Origin of the sequence: Bradyrhizobium arachidis (assembly GCF_024758505.1) — a bacterium.
Taxonomy (GTDB): Bacteria; Pseudomonadota; Alphaproteobacteria; order Rhizobiales; family Xanthobacteraceae; genus Bradyrhizobium; species Bradyrhizobium manausense_C.
On record NZ_CP077970.1, the window covers coordinates 7,058,900 to 7,077,578 of the forward strand.

Sequence of the window (18,679 nt, forward strand, 5' to 3'; positions counted from 1 at the left end):
GAGCAAACGACCGCTTCAGCTAGGAACTACCGGAAACTTGTCCTTGTGCAGGGCCGCCAGCGTCTGCGAATCCAGCTTCAGATGAGCCTGCACCAGTTCAGGCGGAGTCAACGCCAGCCATTGGTTCAATGACACGTCGGCGTAATAGCTGCTTTTAAATATTTCCAGGAAGCGCAACGGCGTGCTGCCGGTGTTTTCCACGTAGTGGCCCATCGCGAAAGGCACATAGCCGACATCGCCGCCCTGAAAGTCAAAGGTGCGCGCCTGACCTGACGCCGCGAAAAAAGCGCAAATTGGGTAATGTGCCGTGATCGGTGGATGGGGGAACGAGCAGGTCCGGATTCTGCCTGTCGCGCGCCAGATTGCGTGGGCCTGGATCAGTGCCACCGTGGCCGGGACGCTGAGGCTGGGGAGTTGTATCGCCACTCTGCGCGCTGGCAGCCCCTGCAACCGTAAGAACGCCGCCGACTGCCGTCGCTGCCAACACTGTTCGCCGTGAAATATCATCCATGATAGGTGCTCCATACTGAATTGCGCCGAGCCCACAATGATCGAGCGGATACCATTGCCGCCCGCGGCCTTGGTGATCGTTACTCCGCCGGCATTGCCGACGGGTTCTCGCGCGCTTGCTGTTGCGCGAACCAGAGGTCGTGATGTTCCTTTGCCCAGTTGACATCGACCTCGCCTGTGCCCATCGCTTCAAACGCACCCTCCATGCCAAGCGTACCGATATAGATGTGGGCGAGGATCAAAGCGATGAATAGCACGGCAACGACAGCATGTACGACCTGGGCGAACTGCATCTCGGCGATGTTCGTTCCATAGAAGGGAAACAACAATAGAAAGCCCGAAACGGATACTGCTACGCCGGCTGCCATGGAAAACCAGTAGACCATTTTTTCGCCGAGGTTGAACCGACCGGCAGGCGCATGCTTCGATTTGATGAACCCGCCGCCCTGCTTGAGCCAGTCGATATCAACCCTCTGCAGAAGATTGTCCCTGAAGAAGATCACCACAATCAGGATCAAGCCGACGACGAATGACAGGCTTGTAAAATTGTGTACGTACTTCGCGAATTGCGACAGGTCGGAAAAGGCTTCTGGCCCAATCACGGGCAGCAAGACGATCTTGCCGAAAGTGATATTGAGTCCGGTGAGCCCAAGAAGAACGAATGAAACGGCGGTCAGCCAATGCGAAAACCTTTCAAACGCCTTGAAGCGGAGTAGTTTCTTTCCCGACCGGCCGCCCGAAATCCGGAGCGGCCCCATGACAAGATAGGCTGCGGTCAACGCCAGGATCATGCCGATGATCACAGTGGCGCCACCCCAATGCAGCAATACCTCGTGGAAATAGTCCCACGTCCGTCCCATCGGTTGAATCAGTACGGCGGCCTTAGAGTCGGGAATGTCGATCTGCCCGTGAGCGCGAGACATGAGCTTTAACAGATCATGCTCACTAATGACGCTCGCGGTCGGGTTAGGCGCCCCATCCGGTCCGAGCTTCTGCGCAAATGCGGGAGCAGCCAAGGTCGCCGAGAAGAACACGACGGCGAAGATAGATGCAGGACACCTCATTTGCGTGCTCCCAGACTTTGACGCGATATCCGTGCGCGTCAGATCTCTACATTCTCGCGGTAAGCGGTCACCCAGCCCCAGGCACCTGAGCCGTAACCGCGCTTTAGGACCCGCTCCTTATAGATTTGCGCGATGATCTCGCCGTCGCCGGCCAGCAACGACTTTGTGGAGCACATCTCCGCACACAGCGGTAATTTGCCTTCGCCGAATCGATTGGAGCCGTACTTTTCGAACTCTGCCGCGCTGCCCGGCTCTTCGCTACCACCACCGCCTGCGCAGTAAGTGCATTTATCCATCTTTCCGCGTGAACCGAAATTACCGACCTTTGGATACTGCGGAGCACCAAATGGGCAAGCGTAGAAACAGTAGCCGCAGCCGATGCACAGATCCTTCGAATGCAGTACGATGCCATCGTCCGTCGAATAGATGCAGTTGACGGGGCAGACGGAAGCGCACGGTGCGTCAGTGCAATGCATGCAGGCCATCGAGACGGAACGTTCGCCGGGCTTACCGTCATTGATGGTAACGACACGTCGGCGGTTGATTCCCCAAGGTACTTCATTCTCGTTCTTGCAAGCGGTGACGCAGGCATTGCACTCAATGCAACGGTCAGCGTCGCAAAGGAATTTCATACGCGCCATAGTGCTAATTCCCTACGCAGCTCTGATTTGACAAAGGGTGGCCTTGGGCTCCTGCATGCCCGTCGCCGGATCGTATCCGTAGGTCGTAAGCGTATTTGCGCTTTCGCCAAGGACGAAAGGATCCGCACCTTGCGGATATTTCGCGCGCAGGTCCCTGCCTTCGAACCAGCCGGCGAAATGATATGGCATCCACGCGACACCCTTGCCGACCCTTTCGGTCACGAGTGCTTTCATGCGGGTTTTCGCGCGGCTTTCAGCTCCGGTCACCCACACCCATCCGCCATCCTTGATTCCCCGAACGGTCGCATCCGCAGGATTGATCTCCACAAACATCTCCTGCTTCAACTCGGCGAGCCACTTGTTGGACCGCGTCTCCTCACCGCCGCCCTCATATTCGACAAGCCGCCCTGAACTGAGGATCAGCGGAAACTGTTCGGCGACAGCCCTGTCGACGGCAGACTTCTGCACCGTGAAACCGATGTTGGGCACACGGAACTGTTTGGCATCCGGCAGCGTCGGATAATCCGCAACGAGATCTGGACGGGGGGTATAGATTGGTTCGCGGTGCACTGGAATCGGGTCAGGCAAATTCCAGGCGATCATGCGCGCCTTGCCATTGCCGTAAGGGGAACAGCCATGCTCGATCGCAACGCGTTGAATTCCACCGGAAAGATCCAGCGACCACGATACCGTGTCGGGATTGGCGGGGTTCACACGCCGGATCATATCCATTTCCCGCGGCGTGAGGTCCTTGTCCCAACCGAGCTTCTTCAGTACGGCCAGGGTAAATTCCGGATAACCGTCCCTGATTTCAGAACCGACTGAATAGGAGCCCTCAGCCAGCAGATTGTCGTGCTCTTCTTTCTCGACTTCCTGCCCGTTCTCCATCACCTTGCGCTTGACGATGCGTTCGACACCGAACCGGGCGCGGAAGGTACCGCCGCCCTCTTTAACCGGCAGATTGGTGTTGTAAAGGATGGGCGTCCCCGGGTGCTTGAACTCGGGCGTTCCCCAGCACGGCCACGGTAGGCCGTAATAGTCTCCGCCTACCTCCGGGTCGTCCTTCGGCGCTCGCATGGTGACCAGATCGAACTTGGCCTGATTCTTCATGTGAGCCTTGAGGCGCTCCGGCGACTGGCCGCAATAGCCGGTGGACCAGCCGCCGCGGTTGATCTCGCGCAGGATGTCCTCCGCCGATACCGCCCCGTTCTCGACCTTGATGTTCTTGAACATCCGGTCGGCGAAGCCGAACTTGCGGGCGAGCATGTACATCGTGTCGTAGTCGTTCTTCGATTCGAACACCGGGTCCACGATCTTTTCGCCCCATTGCAGCGAGCGATTTGAGGCGGTCCGCGACCCATCCATCTCGAAGCTGGTGCAGGCCGGCAGGAGATAGATGCCGTCCTTGCGTTCCGAGAGCACCGACCAGGCCGTCGGATAAGGATCGCACACGACCAGCAGTTCGAGCTTTTCGATCCCTCGTTTGGCTTCCGGCATTCGGGTGATCGTGTTGACGCCATGCCCCATGACGAACATCGCCTGCACGTTGTCCGGCTGCGTCACCTGATCCTTCGGCAGCAAAGTCGCGTCGAACCAGCGCGTGCTTGTGATTCCCGGGGCTTCCATCAGCGTCTTGCTCGGGAACCGTGAAGCGATCCAGTCGTAGTCCACCTCCCATACCCGGCACCAATGCTTCCAGGCCTCCTGGGTGAGGCCGTAGTAAAGCGGCAACGTTGTCACATCGAGACCGAGATCGGTGGCGCCCTGCACATTTGTATGGCCGCGGAAAATATTCGCGCCGTCTCCGGGATGTCCGACGTTGCCGGTCGCCAGCAGCAGAATGCAACTGGCGCGAACGTTGGCTGTACCCGTCGTGAACTGCGTTTGCCCCATCGCCCAAATCAGTGTCGCAGGCTTTTGCTTGGCGAATATCTCGGCAACGTGCCTAACTTGTGCTTCGGGCAAGCCGGTTACGCGCTCAACTTCCTCAGGTGTCCACTTGGCGACCTCTTTGCGGATTTCGTCGACGCCGTAAACACGCTGGCTGAGAAATTCCTTGTCCTCCCAGCCATTCTGGAAAATGTGCCAAAGCATGCCGTAGATCGTAGCGATGTGGGTGCCGGGGCGCACGCGAACGTACTCAGTCGCGTGTGCGGCCGTCCGTGTCATGCGCGGATCGATGACGATCATATTGGCGCGGTTTAATTCCTTCCCTTCGAGAATATGTTGGAGCGAAACCGGATGCGCCTCCGCAGGATTGCCGCCCATGATCAATATGGTCTTGGCATTGCGGATATCGTTGTAGCTGTTGGTCATTGCGCCATAGCCCCAGGTATTGGCTACGCCGGTGACTGTGGTGGAATGACAGATACGCGCCTGGTGGTCGGAATTGTTGGTTCCCCAGAAAGCCGCAAGTTTGCGGTTTAGATAGGCCGCCTCGTTGGTGAACTTGGCCGATCCAAGCCAGTACACCGAGTCCGGTCCGGACTTTTCGCGAATCTGAAGAAGTTTGTCGCCGATCTCGTCGATAGCTTTTTCCCAGGATAAGCGTGTCCATTTGCCGTCCACAAGCTTGACGGGGTAACGCAGCCGACGCTGGCCCAGCACGTCGTCACGAACCGCGGCGCCTTTGCAGCAATGCGATCCGCGGTTAATCGGACTGTCATAGTCGGGCTCCTGCCCGATCCATACGCCGTTGGCGACTTTCGCAATGACCGAACAGCCAACCGAGCAATGTGTACAAAAATTCTTGCGTGTCGTAACCGCAGCGCCCGCCGGCGCGGGCGGACCGGCTTCCGCCTTTCGGATACCGCTTAGCGGCAGGTCTCCAAGCACTGCGAGCGCCCCGACGGCAACACCGGAACGCCCAAGGAAAGTGCGGCGATCCAGGCCTGCGGCCGACCGCTCCGCTGACGACGACGCGAAAGACGTCCCTTCAATTCGAAGGCGCTCAGACTTCTTAAAGAGCAAGGAAGCCTCCGCTATCGGGCAGGAAAACTGTTGACGCGATAGAAATTGCGGACCTCCGCCGAGTTGGCTTGATAACGAGATCTGCGCTTGTTGGCGCTGCGGCTAGACTCGGTCGCTGGAGTATCAGGGCTTACTGTCCCGGTGGCCAATGCAGCGGTGGCCGCCACGGTGGCGCGAAATAGATCGCGTCTGACCATCGTCTTGAGGAACAGTCCGCGCATCCAGAACTCCTTTCTCGAGCTATGTGTGGAGCTTGCAGTAAGGACTCACTACCGTGTAGGGCCGGATCACGCGCTGTTTGCGGCGGGCCATTGCAGGTCCCGGAAGGGCAGCGCGCCTCAAGTCATCGCCCTCAACGTAGTCTCCTGCTAAAATTGATACGCTTCTTTGCATGGCGACAGCATGAAGCAATCTCCAGCAATCATCTTTCGAAAAAGGATGGTAATTGCAGAATCGAATGCTGACGAAGCGTTACGACGCATAGTCGCTGGAGGCCCTTGACAAGGCCGGCCTGCCGCCTGGTCGATCCGCGCCATCGCGGCCAGCGAAGCGACGGGATCCTCCAGTGTTGCCTCCGGAGACGCCGTCGTGGCGACTTCTCCGGCCGCCATCAAAAAGGCGCCCGGCAGCAAAGCGGCGACGAAGGTCCCTAACATGATAGTCCCCTGTTTCCACACCGAACTGAGGTTGCAGCACGGTCAAATCCCATGGGAGACGATCTCTAAATGCGACCGTCGACGGAAATTCCGATCGTGAATATTATCCATTCCCAGCGAGCATCGCGACGGGCCTTGCGCAGCGGCCGGTGTCAGGATCGACTTCGCCTCGTTGCTGCCGCAGCGATGCGCGCCGCGACCGAGATCAAGCTGATAGCGGAGGCCAATTCGTTGTTGACGCGGTGGGAGAACTCCCTCAACAGCAACGCTCCGCCGCGACGCCTTATCTTGGAGATTGGTCCATCGCATAGCCGATACCTGCCTCGCTGGTACACGGCACTTCTAGAGTACGACGACTATCCGTATCGATATTCATGGCGAGTGACCGCGGTGCTGGCTCATTGGGGGTCCGGGACTAGGCTCCAGTTCGGCGGACCATGCTACTTACGCGGTCGATTTGAGCCGCTTCATAACCCTAGCAATGCTTCGGAAGACGGGTCTTTCCGGCACGACTGGGTGCTTACGGAACTGCACGGAGCGCGCACACGACCGGCCCTTCGCTTCGACCATGGCGACCGGAAGAAATCGCTGTTCTATGAGACAATGTTCTAAGCGAACGCGGTTGTTCCCGGCTTACATTTGCGCTGGACGAACCGAGATTGCATTGCAATGTTGAGCGACTAAATTGCGCCAGCGAAATTGGCATGGGGCATGTTTCAAGCCGCCGGTCGCAGGTTGGACCGCATCGACTTTCTAATGCACAACCATCTGCAGGCCTTGCAAGGCTGTGGTTGCGGCAAGGCCAGCGCGATGCCGCGAGCGACATCCTCAGGCCCGTCTATGCTCGATTCAGTGAAGGCCTGAACAGCTCGCGAGTTGACGGCAGTCAGAGAATTGCTTGCCGAGCTCAACTCACAAGCTTCAGGTTCGGCTTCGATCAGTTGAGATATCTCGATCTTAAGAGAGCCTTGCTTTGGCCGATGGCTCGCGAATGATCGTGCGAGTTCGAAAAGCAGTTGCCGGCACGAAATACACACGGCATCCCGCCTGGCATACTCAAGACTGTCTTGAGGCTACCCTCCTCTTTGACAGGCTCGAAATCCCCTCCCCCGCAATCGAGCCACCGGGGCCGTCCAATTTGAAAGGACGGCCCCTTTTCCTCATCAAGGTCGTTCGGCCTGCGCGGCGCTCTGTTCACGACCCCGCAATCCGCGACGATCACACTCGGAGAGATCCCGACGCCGTGAGAATAAGTTTCGCAGCGCGCAAGCCTGCCGCTTCAAATCCCTCCGTGAACCTGTCGTACGTGGCTGAAAGCATGCGATAAGCATCCTGATTTCGTCCCTGCAATAACATCAGGCCCGCAAGGTCCGCCACAGCTCGCAACTGCCAGAATAGAGCGCCTTGATCCCGAGCAGACCAATTGCTTCGATAAAGCGTTCATTAGACAACAAGGCGTGCGGATCGGAAATACCAACCCATGCTGGTGGCTCAAAAGAAATCACTGTGATGCAGAATCGACAAGATGATGCTGAATGTAGCTTGGCGTACAAAATCGCATAGATGGCGGAGAAAGTGTCAGTCAATCCCCATTTAAAGGTAAAGCACCAGATCTTCGCTGGGTCGCCGCGATCCGGGGCCGAAAATTCAAGAGCATCTCAGAGCAAAACTCATTTCGCCCGAAGATCGGCCTCGAATTGTATGGCACGATGTGAGCCGAGAGAGCATTAAAAGCCTAGTCGGGGCGTCCCTCGGAGTTGGGCTGACACTGGATGCTTCCCTCGGCACAAACTCTAAGGGCGTCGTTTGCAGGGAGATTCGAGAAGGTTCAGCCCGAATTGGGCTCTCGATCAACTGGCTAGAGGACAACGAAAACCGCGCGCTGGCAAATTTCTTGGGTCTGCTCAAGCGATGCTACCCGTCACCATTTTGAATTTGTCTTCGCGCCCGTCTGAATGCCCGATCGGTCGCCATAAATCGCGTGAGCATCGGAGTAATGAGCGAATTCGGATCAATTGCGTGACCACCCTGCTTTTTCAGTAGTTCCGCGTAGGCAGCTAGGTCACGATGAACCGCTGCCGGCAATTTTATGGTCATGGTGACCGGCTTTTCTTGCTCTATGGCGCGTAGCTTCAGTTTGCTCATATGACTCACCCTCGATAGGGTTCTAGCACCAGATCACGATTGACTATCACCCGCACTGGGAAGCCCGGCCTAATTGTCAGTGTTGGCTGAATATTGAGATTTCTCCGAACGATCTGCTGTCCGCTTTGATTCAATGAATTCGCCGCGCTCAAGCGGAGCGCTTGAATGATGTCCGTGTTGCTGCCGGCATCCGCACCAGAGCCGAGTTCCGCTCCCACGCCAAGAATGGTCGAGAGGAGCGCGGCCTTGAATAGCTCGGCCCAGTGATTGTCGACCTCATCCTCGAGACCCGAATATCCGCCTGCATCAGCTCCCTGTTGACGTTCCAGCACGATGGAGCGACCGTTGGGCATGATCAGCCGTGTCCAGACCAACAGCACGCGCGATTGTCCGAATGCCACTTGGCTATCATAAATGCCTATCAACCGTGCCCCCTGCGGCACTAACTTCGTGCGGCCAGTAGGAGAATCAAAAACCGCTTCGGTCACCTGCGCAGTAATTTGACCGGGGAGATCGGAGCGAATCCCCGTAATGAGGGCTGCAGGGATGATCGTTCCCGTCTGGATGACAAAGGGGGATGCTGGCCGTGAAAGCCTGTCAGGCGCGGTAGTCCGCCGATCGACCGGCGCGTTCACGAACAGAAGTTTGCGATCCTGGCCGTTCTGCGTGAAGGTCTCGTCAGAAGATGGCGCGACGTTTGTGGTCATTCCCTGAGATGCAGCATGCGGCGACGAAACAACGCCGGTTGTCGAGGCAAATACTTTGCTGGTCCGCGCCGCCTCAGTCTCCTGGTTGGCACGCTGTTGTTCAGCATCCAGATCGATCGCCGTTGTTTGGTCTTTTGTTCCGAGGGGACGTCTCACGTCGCCCGGCAATGGTGCCCCGAGTCTAGGGACATCGCGGGGAATCCCGGCGTAGTCCTGTGGCAAGGTTGTCAGGCCATCTGCGACGTTGTGATGATCGGTGCTGTAGAGTTCGTCCGGCGTCGAACTTTGCGGGTGGTTGCTCCTCAGCGCCCACAGCAGTGGGCCAGCGATGAGCAGCAAAGCCATAGCGGTGCCGCCGGCGAGGACTTTTCGGGAAAGCCGCGTGACCCGTGGGCCGTCGGGGTGAAGGCGCAAAGACTGCGCTCGGTCTTCAGGTGACAGCTGACCCGATCCTGAACCGTTGCTCTCGTTTGGTGCATTGCCTGTCACGACCGGCTCCCGTCGGCTCTCAAAATTCGTACCTTCTGCTGCTTCTCGCCGCCCAGCCGCAATTCCGCCGCGGCGAACAGACGATCGACGATGAGCACATTTCTGTAGGCGCGATAATTGACGAGCTCGGGCGTACCCTCCTGGCCGATGACGAACAATGGCGGCATTTCTCCCTGCCCGATCCCAGGCGAAAACTCGATATAGACCTTGCGACCGTCGTCATAGGCATTGACCGGCCGCCACGGCGGGTTGTCGCCGTCGATGGTGTAGCGATAGCGGCGTTGACCCATTTCCGGGATCACCGGCACTAGCGATAAGGCCTTCACGCGTCCGCTACGGTCTTCCGGATAAAACCAGGCAACCGACGGCATATATGGCTTTTCCTGAGACCGAAGTTCGATCAGGTAGGTCCGCCGATCGGTATTGACGACGAGGTTCGTTGCCATGGCGGGCCTGGTCGGCTTGACCATGATATGGACGCGCCTGCTATCGCCGTTGCCGCTTTCGGTGTCGCCGACGATCCAACGCACGGTGTCACCGGCTGCAAGCGGACCTGATCCGATCAATTGCTCGCCTGGCTGGAGCGCGATATCCGTGATTTGCCCGGGTGCGGCATAGACCTGATACAGCGCGCCCGGACTATACGGAAAGATTTGAACGGCATTGAAGTATCCTGCCCGCCGTGGTTCGACCCGCGCGGCGGTGTTGGCCGCCTCGATCCGGGTCACGGGCTCCTTTTCTTCGGCGTCTCCTTTCTTCCCACCTTGGGCCGGGATCCAGGGTGGCGGAATATGCAGGGGACGTTCGCGATCGTCGGCAAGCGTCGGCAGGTCGGGAAGTAGCGGCACATTGTCATCGTAACTGATCTGCGGCGGCTTGAACGTTGTGCAGGCGGAAAGCGCTAGAGACCCGAGAAGCATGATCGCCCCAACGGAACTGGCACGCTTGGGTTTGTTCGGTGGTGCAATCATTGGCCGAGCTCCTTCGACCAGCTAATGGCATTGACGAACACACCGAGCGGGTTTTTGCGCAGCCGATCGACGTCGCGCGGCGTCTCGATGACGACCGTGAGAATCGCCGTCCAGCGCTCGGTGGCCGCAAGTTGCCCGTTCTCATAACGGTGTTCGATCCAACCGATGCGAAAGCTTTCAGACGATGCACGGATGACGCTGGAGACGTCGACCGAGATTTGCGTGGTGCCTACTTTGGCGAACGGATCGTTGTTGCGCGCGTAATCGTTCAGCGCTGCGGCGCCGCGATCCGTTGTGAAGTCGTACGCCCGCAGCCAGTTTTGGCGCACTACGATGGCATCCGCAGGTAATCCCCGGACGTCTTCAATGAATCGCGCGAGATGAAACGCGATCTGCGGATCGGACGGCTGATAGAAGGGACTCGCTGGGGTGACTGCCTGGGCCTGACCGAGATGGTCCACTTGCACCACCCACGGTGTGATGGTGCCCTGGGCAGACTGCCAAAGGAGGCCTGCAGCGAGTCCGCCGGACTGCAACAGACATCCGAACGCCATCAGCCGCCAATTCCTGGCCTGGACGCGTGCGGAACCAATACGGTCGTCCCAAACCTGCGCTGCCTTCTGGTAAGGCGTCACGGGCTGTGGCGTACGGCCGTAATGCACGGATGGTCTTTTGAACATCAGTGCCCTCCCTCGGACAGATCAACCGAGGCTCCACCACCGGCACTGTCGCCGCTGCGGACGGCGTGGGTAGCAGCGGACACGCCCTGGTTCACGGTCTGCGCGCGCTTGCGGCGTGCCCAAGCCGGCGCGGCGTCCGTTGTTGACGAACCGCCACCGAGCCCAGCAGCCATACGCCGTAGCGGGCTGACGATCGCCGAACCGCCTGCGCTGGCGACACCGCCCAAGCCCCCCGCTCGGTAAGCACTTGCCGCTCCTGTCGCTACCGTCGCTGCGCCGCGGGCGCCGGCAAGAAGCGCGCCACCTGCCAGCCCGGCACCGCCAGCCGCGAGACCAGCGCCAGCGACGATGGCGCCCCCTGCCGCCAGGCCTGTCCCGACCGCGGCGCCGGCGCCGAGTTGCGGTCCACCCGACACGATGCCGTTGGCAATGCCTGGCCCAAAGATGCCGAGGCCGAGAAGAGAAAGCGCCCCAAGCACAAGCGCCATGGCGTTGTCGATCGTCGGCTGATTACCACCAAAACTCGCGGTAAACTGCGAGAACAGTGTTGAGCCGATCCCGACGATGACGGCCAGCACCAGAACTTTCACGCCCGATGAAATCACGTTCCCCAGCACGCGCTCGGCGGCAAATGCCGTCTTGCCGAACAGCCCGAACGGAATCAGCACGAAACCCGCGAGCGTCGTCAGCTTGAACTCGATGAGCGTGATGAAGAGCTGGATGGCCAGAATAAAAAAAGCCAACAGCACGACGATCCAGGCAAACAGCAAAACCGAGATTTGGATGAAATTCTCGAAGAAGCTGACATAGCCCATCAAGCCGGAGATCGAATCGAGGATCGGTCGTCCAGCATCAAGCCCGACCTGGGCAATCTTTCCCGGTTTCAAGAAATCGGCCGAAGAGAGACCGGTACCCGAGGCCTTCAACCCCAGGCCGGCAAAACTCTCGAAGATGACACGCGCCAAACTGTTCCAGTTGCCTATCAGGAAAGCGAAGACTCCAACAAACAAGGTCTTCTTGACGAGGCGGGCCAGAATGTCCCCCTCCGCGCCCCATGCCCAGAACAGGCCTGCGAGCGTGACATCGATTGTCGCCAACGTCGTAGCAAGATATCCGACCTCACCACCGAGTAGTCCAAACCCGGAATCGATGTACCGGGTGAATGTCTCCAGAAACTGATCAATGATTCCGGTACCGCCCATCGCTCACTCCTTCCCGGTCTGCTGGATTGAAGGAAAGCCAGAGGGCAGACGGCTGTCGTCCTTTGGCGCAACAAATAACGAGGAGCCCGCTTGCGGAGCGCCACTGCCGGACGGTGCTTGAGCTTTCTGCCGCAGAAACTGGCGGCGCTTCTCGGCCCAGGCCTTTCGGCACTCAAACAGAGCATCTTTCTGCTCATAGCTTATGGTGCGGCACTCCGTGAGCTTCGTCGCCAAGGGATCGGATGTCACATCGGCGGACGCGGGCGTGCTTGTCTGCCCTTCGTCGCCGCGAAGTTTGATCGCACAGGCCGCAACGAGGAGAACAATAAGCACCACCGCCGCCAGGGTCGGGAGTCGTTGGATTGTTTTCGTGTTCATCAGTGAAACATCTGCACGGTTGTGGGTTGATAGCCGGCGCCTTGCGTGAGGAAGCGACGCAGCTGCTCCCTGCTTTGGTCCTGAGCGGCCGCATGCTGGGCGGATTCCAGGTTCTGCGCGCGCTCGTGGGCTGCGACGACCGCAGTGAGATCCGCAAGTTGCTGGGCTTGCAGCGCCAGGAGCTGATTGCCAGCCTGGGTCGCCTGCAACGCACCAGTCGCGCCCTGGCTCGATTTAACAAGGGCTGACATCTGGGTGCGATTGGTATCGAGGTTGCCGACGACCGTTGCCTGCGTCCGCATGGCATCCTGGAGGCTGGCAAGCGCATTCTGCCAACGGCTTTGCGCGTTCGCGATCAACGCCTGGCTCGAAGCGCTCGCCGACGCCGGCGCGTAGGTCGTCGCAAAGGCACGATCGATCTGCTGGATGTCGTAGGCGATGCGCTGAGCGTGGCTAAGAAGCTGTTGCGTTCGCTGGATCGACTGCTCCAGTTGCAATAACGAGGAAAATGGCAGCGTAGCCAGATTCCTGGCCTGGTTGACCAGCATCTGCGCTTGATTTTGCAGAGAGACGATCTGGTTGTTGATCTGCTGCAAAGCGCGAGCGGCGGTAAGCACGCTCTGCGCGTAGTTGTTGGGATCGAAGACGATCAACTGCGCCTGCGCGGGCTTGAATCCAGCGACGACTGTGATCGCGATGACACTGACCGTGGCGAGACGTTGGAGGCGGTTCATTTTGACGCCTCCAGTTCGGGAAGATGCGGGATGAGATCGGTCGCCCAGGCGGCATCGCGTGCCCTGAGCCAGCCCGACACAAAATTGTCGCGGCCGTGATCAATCAGGACCTGTTCGATCAGCAGTTGGTCGGCCTTTGAGGAAGCCGCGGTAAAGGCGAGCGCGACCTCGCCAAGCCCGAGCTCGAACAGTCGATTGCCGCGGCGCGACTGGCAGTAATAGTCGCGCTTCGGTGTGGCCCGAGCCAGGATCTCGATCTGGCGTTCGTTCAGTCCAAAGCGCCGGTAGATCGCCATGATCTGTGGCTCGATGGCGCGGTCGTTCGGGAGCAGGATTCGCGTCGGACAGCTCTCGATGATAGCCGGCGCGATCGCCGAGCCGTCGATATCCGCGAGCGATTGGGTGGCGAAAATGACCGAAGCATTTTTCTTGCGAAGGGTTTTCAGCCACTCGCGCAGTTGACCAGCGAATTCTCGGTCATCGAGCGCCAGCCATCCTTCATCGATGATGAGCAGAGTTGGCCGACCATCAAATCGTCCTTCAATGCGGTGGAACAGATAGGAAAGGACAGCCGGCGCGACAGCCGTACCGATCAATCCATCAGTTTCAAAGACCTGAACGGCGCCTTCACCAAGCCGCTCGAACTCCGCATCAAGAAGCCGGCCGTACGGCCCCCCAAGGCAATAGGGCTGGAGAGCGCGCTTCAGCACATTCGACTGAAGAAGAGCGCAAAGACCCGTCAAGGTCCGCTCCTGGATCGGTGCCGAAGCCAGCGAGGTCAGCGCAGACCAAATATGGTCCTTGACTTCTGGCGTCACTTCGACCTTCTCACGGCCGAGGATCGCGGTCACCCACTCTGCTGCCCAAGCACGCTCAGACGAGTCATCAATCGCGGCGAGCGGCTGAAGTTCAACGAACTCCGCGGATTCGCCCGAGAGCACACCGCCGATGTCGTGCCAATCGCCACCCATGGCGACGGTTGCAGCCCGTACCGAACAACCAAAATCGAACGCAAAAATCTGGGATTCGGGGTACCGGCGGAATTGCAGCGCCATCAACGCCAGCAGCACCGACTTACCCGCGCCGGTCGGTCCGACTACCAGCGTATGTCCGACGTCGCCAACGTGAAGGGAGAAGCGGAATGGAGTGGATCCCTCCGTCTTGGCCAGAAATAGCGGCGGCGCCTTGAAATGATGGTCCCTTGCCTCGCCGGCCCATACCGCCGACAGCGGAATCATATGTGCCAGATTCAGCGTCGAGATCGGGGGCTGCCGAACGTTGGCGTAGACATGTCCGGGCAGGCTGCCGAGCCAGGCTTCAACCGCATTGACCGTCTCGATCATGCAGGTGAAATCCCGGCCCTGGATCACCTTTTCCACGAGTCGGAGTTTTTCATCGGCGATGGCAGCATCGGCGTCCCAGACCGTGACCGTTGCGGTAACGAAGGTCTCTCCGATTTGATCCGAGCCCAACTCCTGGAGCGCTGCATCGGCATCAATGGCCTTGTTGTGGGCATCCGTATCAAGAAGCGCTGACGCTTCGTTGGTCATGACCTCCTTCAGGATCGCAGCCACTGATTTGCGCTTGGCGAACCATTGCCGTCTGATCCTGGTCAGAAGTTTCGTCGCCTCCAGCTTGTCCAGCATGATCGCGCGGGTCGACCAGCGGTAGGCAAAGGCAAGACGGTTCAGGTCGTCGAGAATCCCCGGTATCGTCGCCGTCGGAAAGCCGACGACGGTCAGCACACGCAGATGCGCACACCCTAGCATCGGCTCAAGGCCACCGGTCAGCGGCTGATCGGCGAGCAGCGCGTCGAGATACATTGGGATCTCGGGCACCCTGACGCGATGCCGCTTGGTCGAGACCGTGGAGTGTAGGTAGGTCAGCGTTGCTTCGTCATCGAGCCAGGCGCACTCGGGCATGAAGCCTTCGATGAGCTGCAGGACGCGATTGGTTCGGTCGATGAAGCCGCGGAGAGTCTCGCGCGCATCGGCGTCAACGGTCCGGTTGCTACCCTCATAAAGCAGCCGTTCCGCTCTCGCAGTGCCCTCCGCCGCCGGGAGATAGAGGAATGTCAGGAAATAGCTCGATTCGTAATGCGCGCCGGCTTCTTCGAACTGTGCCCTTCGCTCTGCGTCGACCAGCGCGGACGCGGCATCTGGAAACGTATTGGGCGGATAGGCTCCTGCCGAATGACGTTGCGCCTCGACAAAGATCGCCCACCCCGATTCAAGCCGGCGCAGCGCATTGTTTAGTCGACCAGCAACAGCAACAAGTTCGGCTGGCACGGCGCTATCGAGGTCCGGTCCCCGAAATTTCGCCGTCCGCTGGAACGACCCATCCTTGTTAAGGACGATGCCTTCGTCAACGAGAGCAGCCCAGGGCAGAAAATCGGCGAGGCGGGTATTGGAACGGCGGTATTCAGCGAGATTCATCATGAGGGAGCTCACGGGTTGAGATGACCGGGGATACGAAGGTGTCGACGCACGACCTCGACGAAGTCAGGATCGCGCTTGGCCGCCCAGACAGCGGCCATGTGGCCGACGAACCAAAGCAGGAGGCCCGCCACCCAGAGGCGCAGACCGATGCCGAGGGCGGCTGCGAGCGTGCCGTTGACGATGGCGATGGAGCGTGGCGCACCACCCATCAGGATCGGCTCGGTCAGCGCGCGATGGACTGGAGCTTCGAAGCCTGGGATCTGTCCGTCCATCAGATCACGGTCCCACCGCCGAACGAGAAGAACGACAGAAAGAAGCTCGAGGCAGCAAAAGCGATCGACAGGCCAAACACGATTTGGATCAACCTGCGAAAGCCACCCGACGTGTCGCCGAACGCAAGCGAGAGACCCGTGGTGATGATGATGATGACAGCGATGATCTTGGCGACGGGACCTTCGACCGATTGCAGGATCTGATTGAGAGGTTGCTCCCAGGGCATATTGGAGCCAGCAGCGAAGGCTGGCTTGACGGCGAAACAGGTGGTCATCAACAGAATCGTCGAAACGATCCGTCGTTCGAAGAAAGAAATAACACTCATGACTTGTCCCCTATTGCTGCCAGGCTGTAGTCGCCGGAAGCCGCGAGCCCAGTGACGCTGGCGAGTTCGGCCAGGCGGCGATCGGCGCCGCGACCGGAAAGGACGGCGATGACGTTGATGGTTTCAGCGATTAGGGCGCGCGGGACCGTGACAACAGCTTCCTGGATGAGCTGCTCAAGCCGGCGCAGAGCTCCGAGCGCGGTGCCCGCATGGATGGTACCGACTCCCCCGGGATGACCCGTGCCCCAGGCCTTGAGTAGATCGAGGGCCTCTGGCCCGCGCACCTCCCCGATCGGAATGCGATCGGGCCGAAGGCGCAGCGATGAACGGACCAGGTCCGATAACGAGATCACGCCGTCTTTCGTGCGCAGCGCCACAAGATTCGGTGCCTTGCATTGAAGCTCTCTGGTGTCTTCGATGAGAACAACTCGATCCGAAGTCTTGGCGACTTCGGCTAGTAATGCGTTGGTCAGTGTCGTCTTGCCGCTGGATGTGCCGCCGGCGACAAGAATGTTCTTACGCGCTTCGACCGCGCATTTCAGAGCAACGGCTTGCCCCGAGGTCATAACGCCGGTGGCGACGTAGTCATTCAGCGTGAACACCGCGACCGCGGGCTTTCGGATCGCGAACACCGGAGCCGCGACTACCGGCGGCAATAGTCCCTCGAAACGCTCTCCCGTCTCGGGTAGTTCGGCCGAAACACGCGGGCTGGCTGCGTGGACCTCAGCACCGACATGGTGGGCAACCAATCGAACGATGCGGTCTCCGTCCTGGTGAGACACCATTTCTCCGGTATCTGCCAAACCGCTCGACAGCCGGTCGATCCACAATCGCCCATCAGGGTTGAGCATTACCTCAACGACGGTCGAATCTTCGAGAAAGCGTGCGATAGCAGCACCAAACGCGGTGCGCAGCATGCGCGCACCACGCGAAATCACTTCCGATTGAATGGAATGATGTACCACCGCCGTCCCCATCGAATGCCGTCCCGAACGGCCTCAGATGGGATGATTAGAAGAGGCAGGAAGCGAGTGAGTGCAACAAGGCAATTATCGGGTTAGTAGCGTGGCGTATAAAAAGAAACGCGACCGGTTATCTCGCATCGACATTGGGCAAAGCGGCGGGCGTGAAAAATGGCGTATGAGAAAAATCCTTGCGGGTAGGATTTCTTTGGCTGCTTAAGTTGTTGACCAATGCGTACCACGTTGCCATCTCAGAGGTGATCCGCACGACAACCCCAAGTCTCTTGTTGAGCTTGTTCCAATCGAGAAGCAGCTTGGCTAGAGCGGCCACGGATCAAATTGGGCCTTTGGTACAGACGCCTTCGATGTCGGCTTTTCATCCGATAGCGGCGCAACAGCAGACGTGGTTGAAGTTCGCAGAAGGGCCAATAGCAGACCGTGGGCTCCACGAGCACGGTCAATCAACCGAGGCTAACGAGGAGGTCATTATGACCAACGCCCCAAGCACTAGCGAAAACTTCTCCAAACGCGTCCCATGGAATAAAGGCAAGGTTGCTGCGACCGAGGCACATCTGAACGATCCGGACAAAGCTGCTGGTCGAAGGCCGCGCACGCGCGATCTAACCCACTTCAACATCGCCATCGATAGCAAGCTTCAGTAGGACCCATTCTTTCATCGTCAGGGCTTGGCGCGCTGAACCGCGCTCGAAATCGTCAAGCCGGAAGACGAAAATCGGAAGTCCAACCCAGCTGTGCGCGTGCCTTTTCGGTCGCCACGTATCTGTTGGATTGCGCGATGTTATAGATGCCCGGGTCACCGCGGTCGATTGCGAGCAGAGCAGCATAGGCCGCCGCATCCACATGAATGGGCGCAGAATTTGATGGTCGGTCCGAAGCGGTCCCGGGACCATAAAGCTGACCGTAGCGAAGGACGACGCCCTCGAGCGGCTGTGATTTCAAAGTGAGATCCTCGAGCGCAATCACCCCTTGCAGGTTGATACCGCTCTCTCCCTCGGCCCCAGCATCGAGCGGGTCCGTCTCCACGTGCGGCTCGGCCCCCGGCGCGTAGGCCCACGCGATGCTTTGTGCCACCAACCGGCGCGCACCCGCCGCGATTGCCGCCCTGACGAGGTTCCGCGTTCCTTCGCTACGGATGCGGGCGGTACGAACGATCGCTGCTCCCATCTCACGCGGATTAAGATCCTTCGGGAGGTCGGTGAGCTGATGGATCACGACATCCGGGCGTGCCGATACGACGACGCGTGATAGCGCTGACGCGTCGAAGACGTCGACCACGATCGGGTCCGCCCCGAGCGAGCGCAACGCGTCGACATTAGCTTTCGACCTGGTGCTGCCACAGACGTAGTGGCCAGCGCTGTGCAGGAGCGGCGTCAGGCGCCTGCCGATGGCTCCGGACGCGCCGGCAAGGAATATCCTATAACCCATCACCGTTACTCCTTTGCCACCATGCGCCCAACAGCGGCCGCACCGCCATGCGCTTTCTTTCCGATAACATCAAGCGATGAGCAAGCAA

At 59.2% G+C, this 18,679-nt stretch carries 19 protein-coding genes and 1 pseudogene; 1 reads left to right on the plus strand and 19 read right to left on the minus strand.

The annotated features are described in order from the left end of the window. Positions 1 to 15: 15 nt before the first annotated feature. From KUF59_RS32770 to trbB, 18 genes and pseudogenes are all read right to left on the minus strand, one after another. Positions 16 to 267 (minus strand): annotated as a pseudogene (locus tag KUF59_RS32770) (cupin domain-containing protein); the annotation flags it as partial. Between the two features lie 323 nt (positions 268 to 590). Then, positions 591 to 1,574 carry a formate dehydrogenase subunit gamma gene (locus KUF59_RS32775; RefSeq protein ID WP_258767474.1) on the minus strand — a complete coding sequence of 328 codons (984 nt, stop codon included), beginning with the start codon at positions 1,572 to 1,574 and terminating at the stop codon, positions 591 to 593. Between the two features lie 38 nt (positions 1,575 to 1,612). After that, entirely contained in the window at positions 1,613 to 2,215 is a 603-nt protein-coding gene (fdh3B, locus tag KUF59_RS32780; RefSeq protein ID WP_258767475.1) for a formate dehydrogenase FDH3 subunit beta, read from the minus strand. Positions 2,216 to 2,227: 12 nt separating this feature from the next. Further along, complete coding sequence (locus tag KUF59_RS32785) at positions 2,228 to 5,155, minus strand: formate dehydrogenase subunit alpha (RefSeq protein WP_258770053.1); 2,928 nt, start codon at positions 5,153 to 5,155, stop codon at positions 2,228 to 2,230. A gap of 41 nt (positions 5,156 to 5,196) precedes the next feature. Further along, positions 5,197 to 5,406 carry a hypothetical protein gene (locus KUF59_RS32790; protein WP_258767476.1) on the minus strand — a complete coding sequence of 70 codons (210 nt, stop codon included), beginning with the start codon at positions 5,404 to 5,406 and terminating at the stop codon, positions 5,197 to 5,199. A 147-nt stretch (positions 5,407 to 5,553) separates the two neighbouring features. After that, the gene (locus tag KUF59_RS32795) at positions 5,554 to 5,841 is read right to left on the minus strand and encodes a hypothetical protein (protein WP_258767477.1); all 288 of its coding nucleotides are present in this window, start codon (positions 5,839 to 5,841) and stop codon (positions 5,554 to 5,556) included. Between the two features lie 1,355 nt (positions 5,842 to 7,196). After that, a complete protein-coding gene (locus KUF59_RS32800; RefSeq protein WP_258767478.1) occupies positions 7,197 to 7,427 on the minus strand; it encodes a hypothetical protein in 231 nt (76 codons plus the stop codon). 328 nt (positions 7,428 to 7,755) lie between these two features. After that, entirely contained in the window at positions 7,756 to 7,986 is a 231-nt protein-coding gene (locus KUF59_RS32805) for a DUF2274 domain-containing protein (RefSeq protein ID WP_258767479.1), read from the minus strand. A 5-nt stretch (positions 7,987 to 7,991) separates the two neighbouring features. After that, complete coding sequence (locus KUF59_RS32810) at positions 7,992 to 9,134, minus strand: TraB/TrbI/VirB10 family type IV secretion system protein (RefSeq protein WP_258770054.1); 1,143 nt, start codon at positions 9,132 to 9,134, stop codon at positions 7,992 to 7,994. A 44-nt stretch (positions 9,135 to 9,178) separates the two neighbouring features. Beyond that, positions 9,179 to 10,102 carry a P-type conjugative transfer protein TrbG gene (gene trbG, locus KUF59_RS32815; RefSeq protein WP_408918124.1) on the minus strand — a complete coding sequence of 308 codons (924 nt, stop codon included), beginning with the start codon at positions 10,100 to 10,102 and terminating at the stop codon, positions 9,179 to 9,181. Between the two features lie 47 nt (positions 10,103 to 10,149). Next, positions 10,150 to 10,833 (minus strand): conjugal transfer protein TrbF, encoded by a 684-nt coding sequence (gene trbF, locus KUF59_RS32820; protein ID WP_258767481.1) that lies wholly within the window; start codon positions 10,831 to 10,833, stop codon positions 10,150 to 10,152. Further along, entirely contained in the window at positions 10,833 to 12,035 is a 1,203-nt protein-coding gene (gene trbL / locus KUF59_RS32825) for a P-type conjugative transfer protein TrbL (protein ID WP_258767482.1), read from the minus strand. The genes trbF and trbL overlap by 1 nt, the downstream gene beginning before the upstream one ends. Positions 12,036 to 12,038: 3 nt before the next feature. After that, positions 12,039 to 12,413, minus strand: coding sequence for a putative entry exclusion protein TrbK-alt (gene trbK-alt / locus KUF59_RS32830; protein WP_258767483.1), 375 nt, complete (start codon positions 12,411 to 12,413; stop codon positions 12,039 to 12,041). Then, positions 12,413 to 13,147, minus strand: a complete 735-nt coding sequence (trbJ, locus tag KUF59_RS32835) for a P-type conjugative transfer protein TrbJ (protein ID WP_258767484.1) — start codon at positions 13,145 to 13,147, stop codon at positions 12,413 to 12,415. Before trbJ ends, trbK-alt begins: the two co-directional genes overlap by 1 nt. Further along, positions 13,144 to 15,585: a conjugal transfer protein TrbE gene (trbE, locus tag KUF59_RS32840; protein ID WP_258767485.1), complete on the minus strand. Its 2,442-nt coding sequence runs from the start codon at positions 15,583 to 15,585 to the stop codon at positions 13,144 to 13,146. The genes trbJ and trbE overlap by 4 nt, the downstream gene beginning before the upstream one ends. A gap of 8 nt (positions 15,586 to 15,593) precedes the next feature. Next, a complete protein-coding gene (locus KUF59_RS32845; RefSeq protein ID WP_258767486.1) occupies positions 15,594 to 15,857 on the minus strand; it encodes a VirB3 family type IV secretion system protein in 264 nt (87 codons plus the stop codon). Next, complete coding sequence (locus tag KUF59_RS32850) at positions 15,857 to 16,132, minus strand: TrbC/VirB2 family type IV secretion system protein (protein ID WP_258770055.1); 276 nt, start codon at positions 16,130 to 16,132, stop codon at positions 15,857 to 15,859. Before KUF59_RS32850 ends, KUF59_RS32845 begins: the two co-directional genes overlap by 1 nt. A 47-nt stretch (positions 16,133 to 16,179) precedes the next feature. Further along, positions 16,180 to 17,160, minus strand: a complete 981-nt coding sequence (trbB, locus tag KUF59_RS32855; RefSeq protein WP_258767487.1) for a P-type conjugative transfer ATPase TrbB — start codon at positions 17,158 to 17,160, stop codon at positions 16,180 to 16,182. Between the two features lie 473 nt (positions 17,161 to 17,633). Between trbB and KUF59_RS32860 the strand changes: the two genes are divergently transcribed. Next, positions 17,634 to 17,807: a hypothetical protein gene (locus KUF59_RS32860; protein ID WP_258767488.1), complete on the plus strand. Its 174-nt coding sequence runs from the start codon at positions 17,634 to 17,636 to the stop codon at positions 17,805 to 17,807. 52 nt (positions 17,808 to 17,859) lie between these two features. Here the strand turns inward: KUF59_RS32860 and KUF59_RS32865 are convergent, their stop codons facing one another. Continuing rightward, positions 17,860 to 18,591: an NAD-dependent epimerase/dehydratase family protein gene (locus tag KUF59_RS32865; RefSeq protein ID WP_258770056.1), complete on the minus strand. Its 732-nt coding sequence runs from the start codon at positions 18,589 to 18,591 to the stop codon at positions 17,860 to 17,862. Positions 18,592 to 18,679 lie beyond the last annotated feature (88 nt).

Excerpts from the sequence above, each read along its gene's own strand:
- trbJ (WP_258767484.1), bottom strand. The coding sequence starts at position 13,147 with ATGAACCGCCTCCAACGTCTCGCCACGGTCAGTGTCATCGCGATCACA.
- KUF59_RS32805 (WP_258767479.1), bottom strand. The coding sequence starts at position 7,986 with ATGAGCAAACTGAAGCTACGCGCCATAGAGCAAGAAAAGCCGGTCACC.
- KUF59_RS32845 (WP_258767486.1), bottom strand. The coding sequence starts at position 15,857 with ATGGACGGACAGATCCCAGGCTTCGAAGCTCCAGTCCATCGCGCGCTG.
- trbL (WP_258767482.1), bottom strand. The coding sequence starts at position 12,035 with ATGGGCGGTACCGGAATCATTGATCAGTTTCTGGAGACATTCACCCGG.
- KUF59_RS32865 (WP_258770056.1), bottom strand. The coding sequence starts at position 18,591 with ATGGGTTATAGGATATTCCTTGCCGGCGCGTCCGGAGCCATCGGCAGG.
- fdh3B (WP_258767475.1), bottom strand. The coding sequence starts at position 2,215 with ATGGCGCGTATGAAATTCCTTTGCGACGCTGACCGTTGCATTGAGTGC.
- KUF59_RS32795 (WP_258767477.1), bottom strand. The coding sequence starts at position 5,841 with ATGTTAGGGACCTTCGTCGCCGCTTTGCTGCCGGGCGCCTTTTTGATG.
- KUF59_RS32860 (WP_258767488.1), top strand. The coding sequence starts at position 17,634 with ATGACCAACGCCCCAAGCACTAGCGAAAACTTCTCCAAACGCGTCCCA.
- trbK-alt (WP_258767483.1), bottom strand. The coding sequence starts at position 12,413 with ATGAACACGAAAACAATCCAACGACTCCCGACCCTGGCGGCGGTGGTG.
- KUF59_RS32775 (WP_258767474.1), bottom strand. The coding sequence starts at position 1,574 with ATGAGGTGTCCTGCATCTATCTTCGCCGTCGTGTTCTTCTCGGCGACC.
- KUF59_RS32790 (WP_258767476.1), bottom strand. The coding sequence starts at position 5,406 with ATGCGCGGACTGTTCCTCAAGACGATGGTCAGACGCGATCTATTTCGC.
- trbG (WP_408918124.1), bottom strand. The coding sequence starts at position 10,102 with ATGCTTCTCGGGTCTCTAGCGCTTTCCGCCTGCACAACGTTCAAGCCG.
- KUF59_RS32850 (WP_258770055.1), bottom strand. The coding sequence starts at position 16,132 with ATGACCACCTGTTTCGCCGTCAAGCCAGCCTTCGCTGCTGGCTCCAAT.
- trbE (WP_258767485.1), bottom strand. The coding sequence starts at position 15,585 with ATGATGAATCTCGCTGAATACCGCCGTTCCAATACCCGCCTCGCCGAT.
- trbF (WP_258767481.1), bottom strand. The coding sequence starts at position 10,833 with ATGTTCAAAAGACCATCCGTGCATTACGGCCGTACGCCACAGCCCGTG.
- trbB (WP_258767487.1), bottom strand. The coding sequence starts at position 17,160 with ATGGGGACGGCGGTGGTACATCATTCCATTCAATCGGAAGTGATTTCG.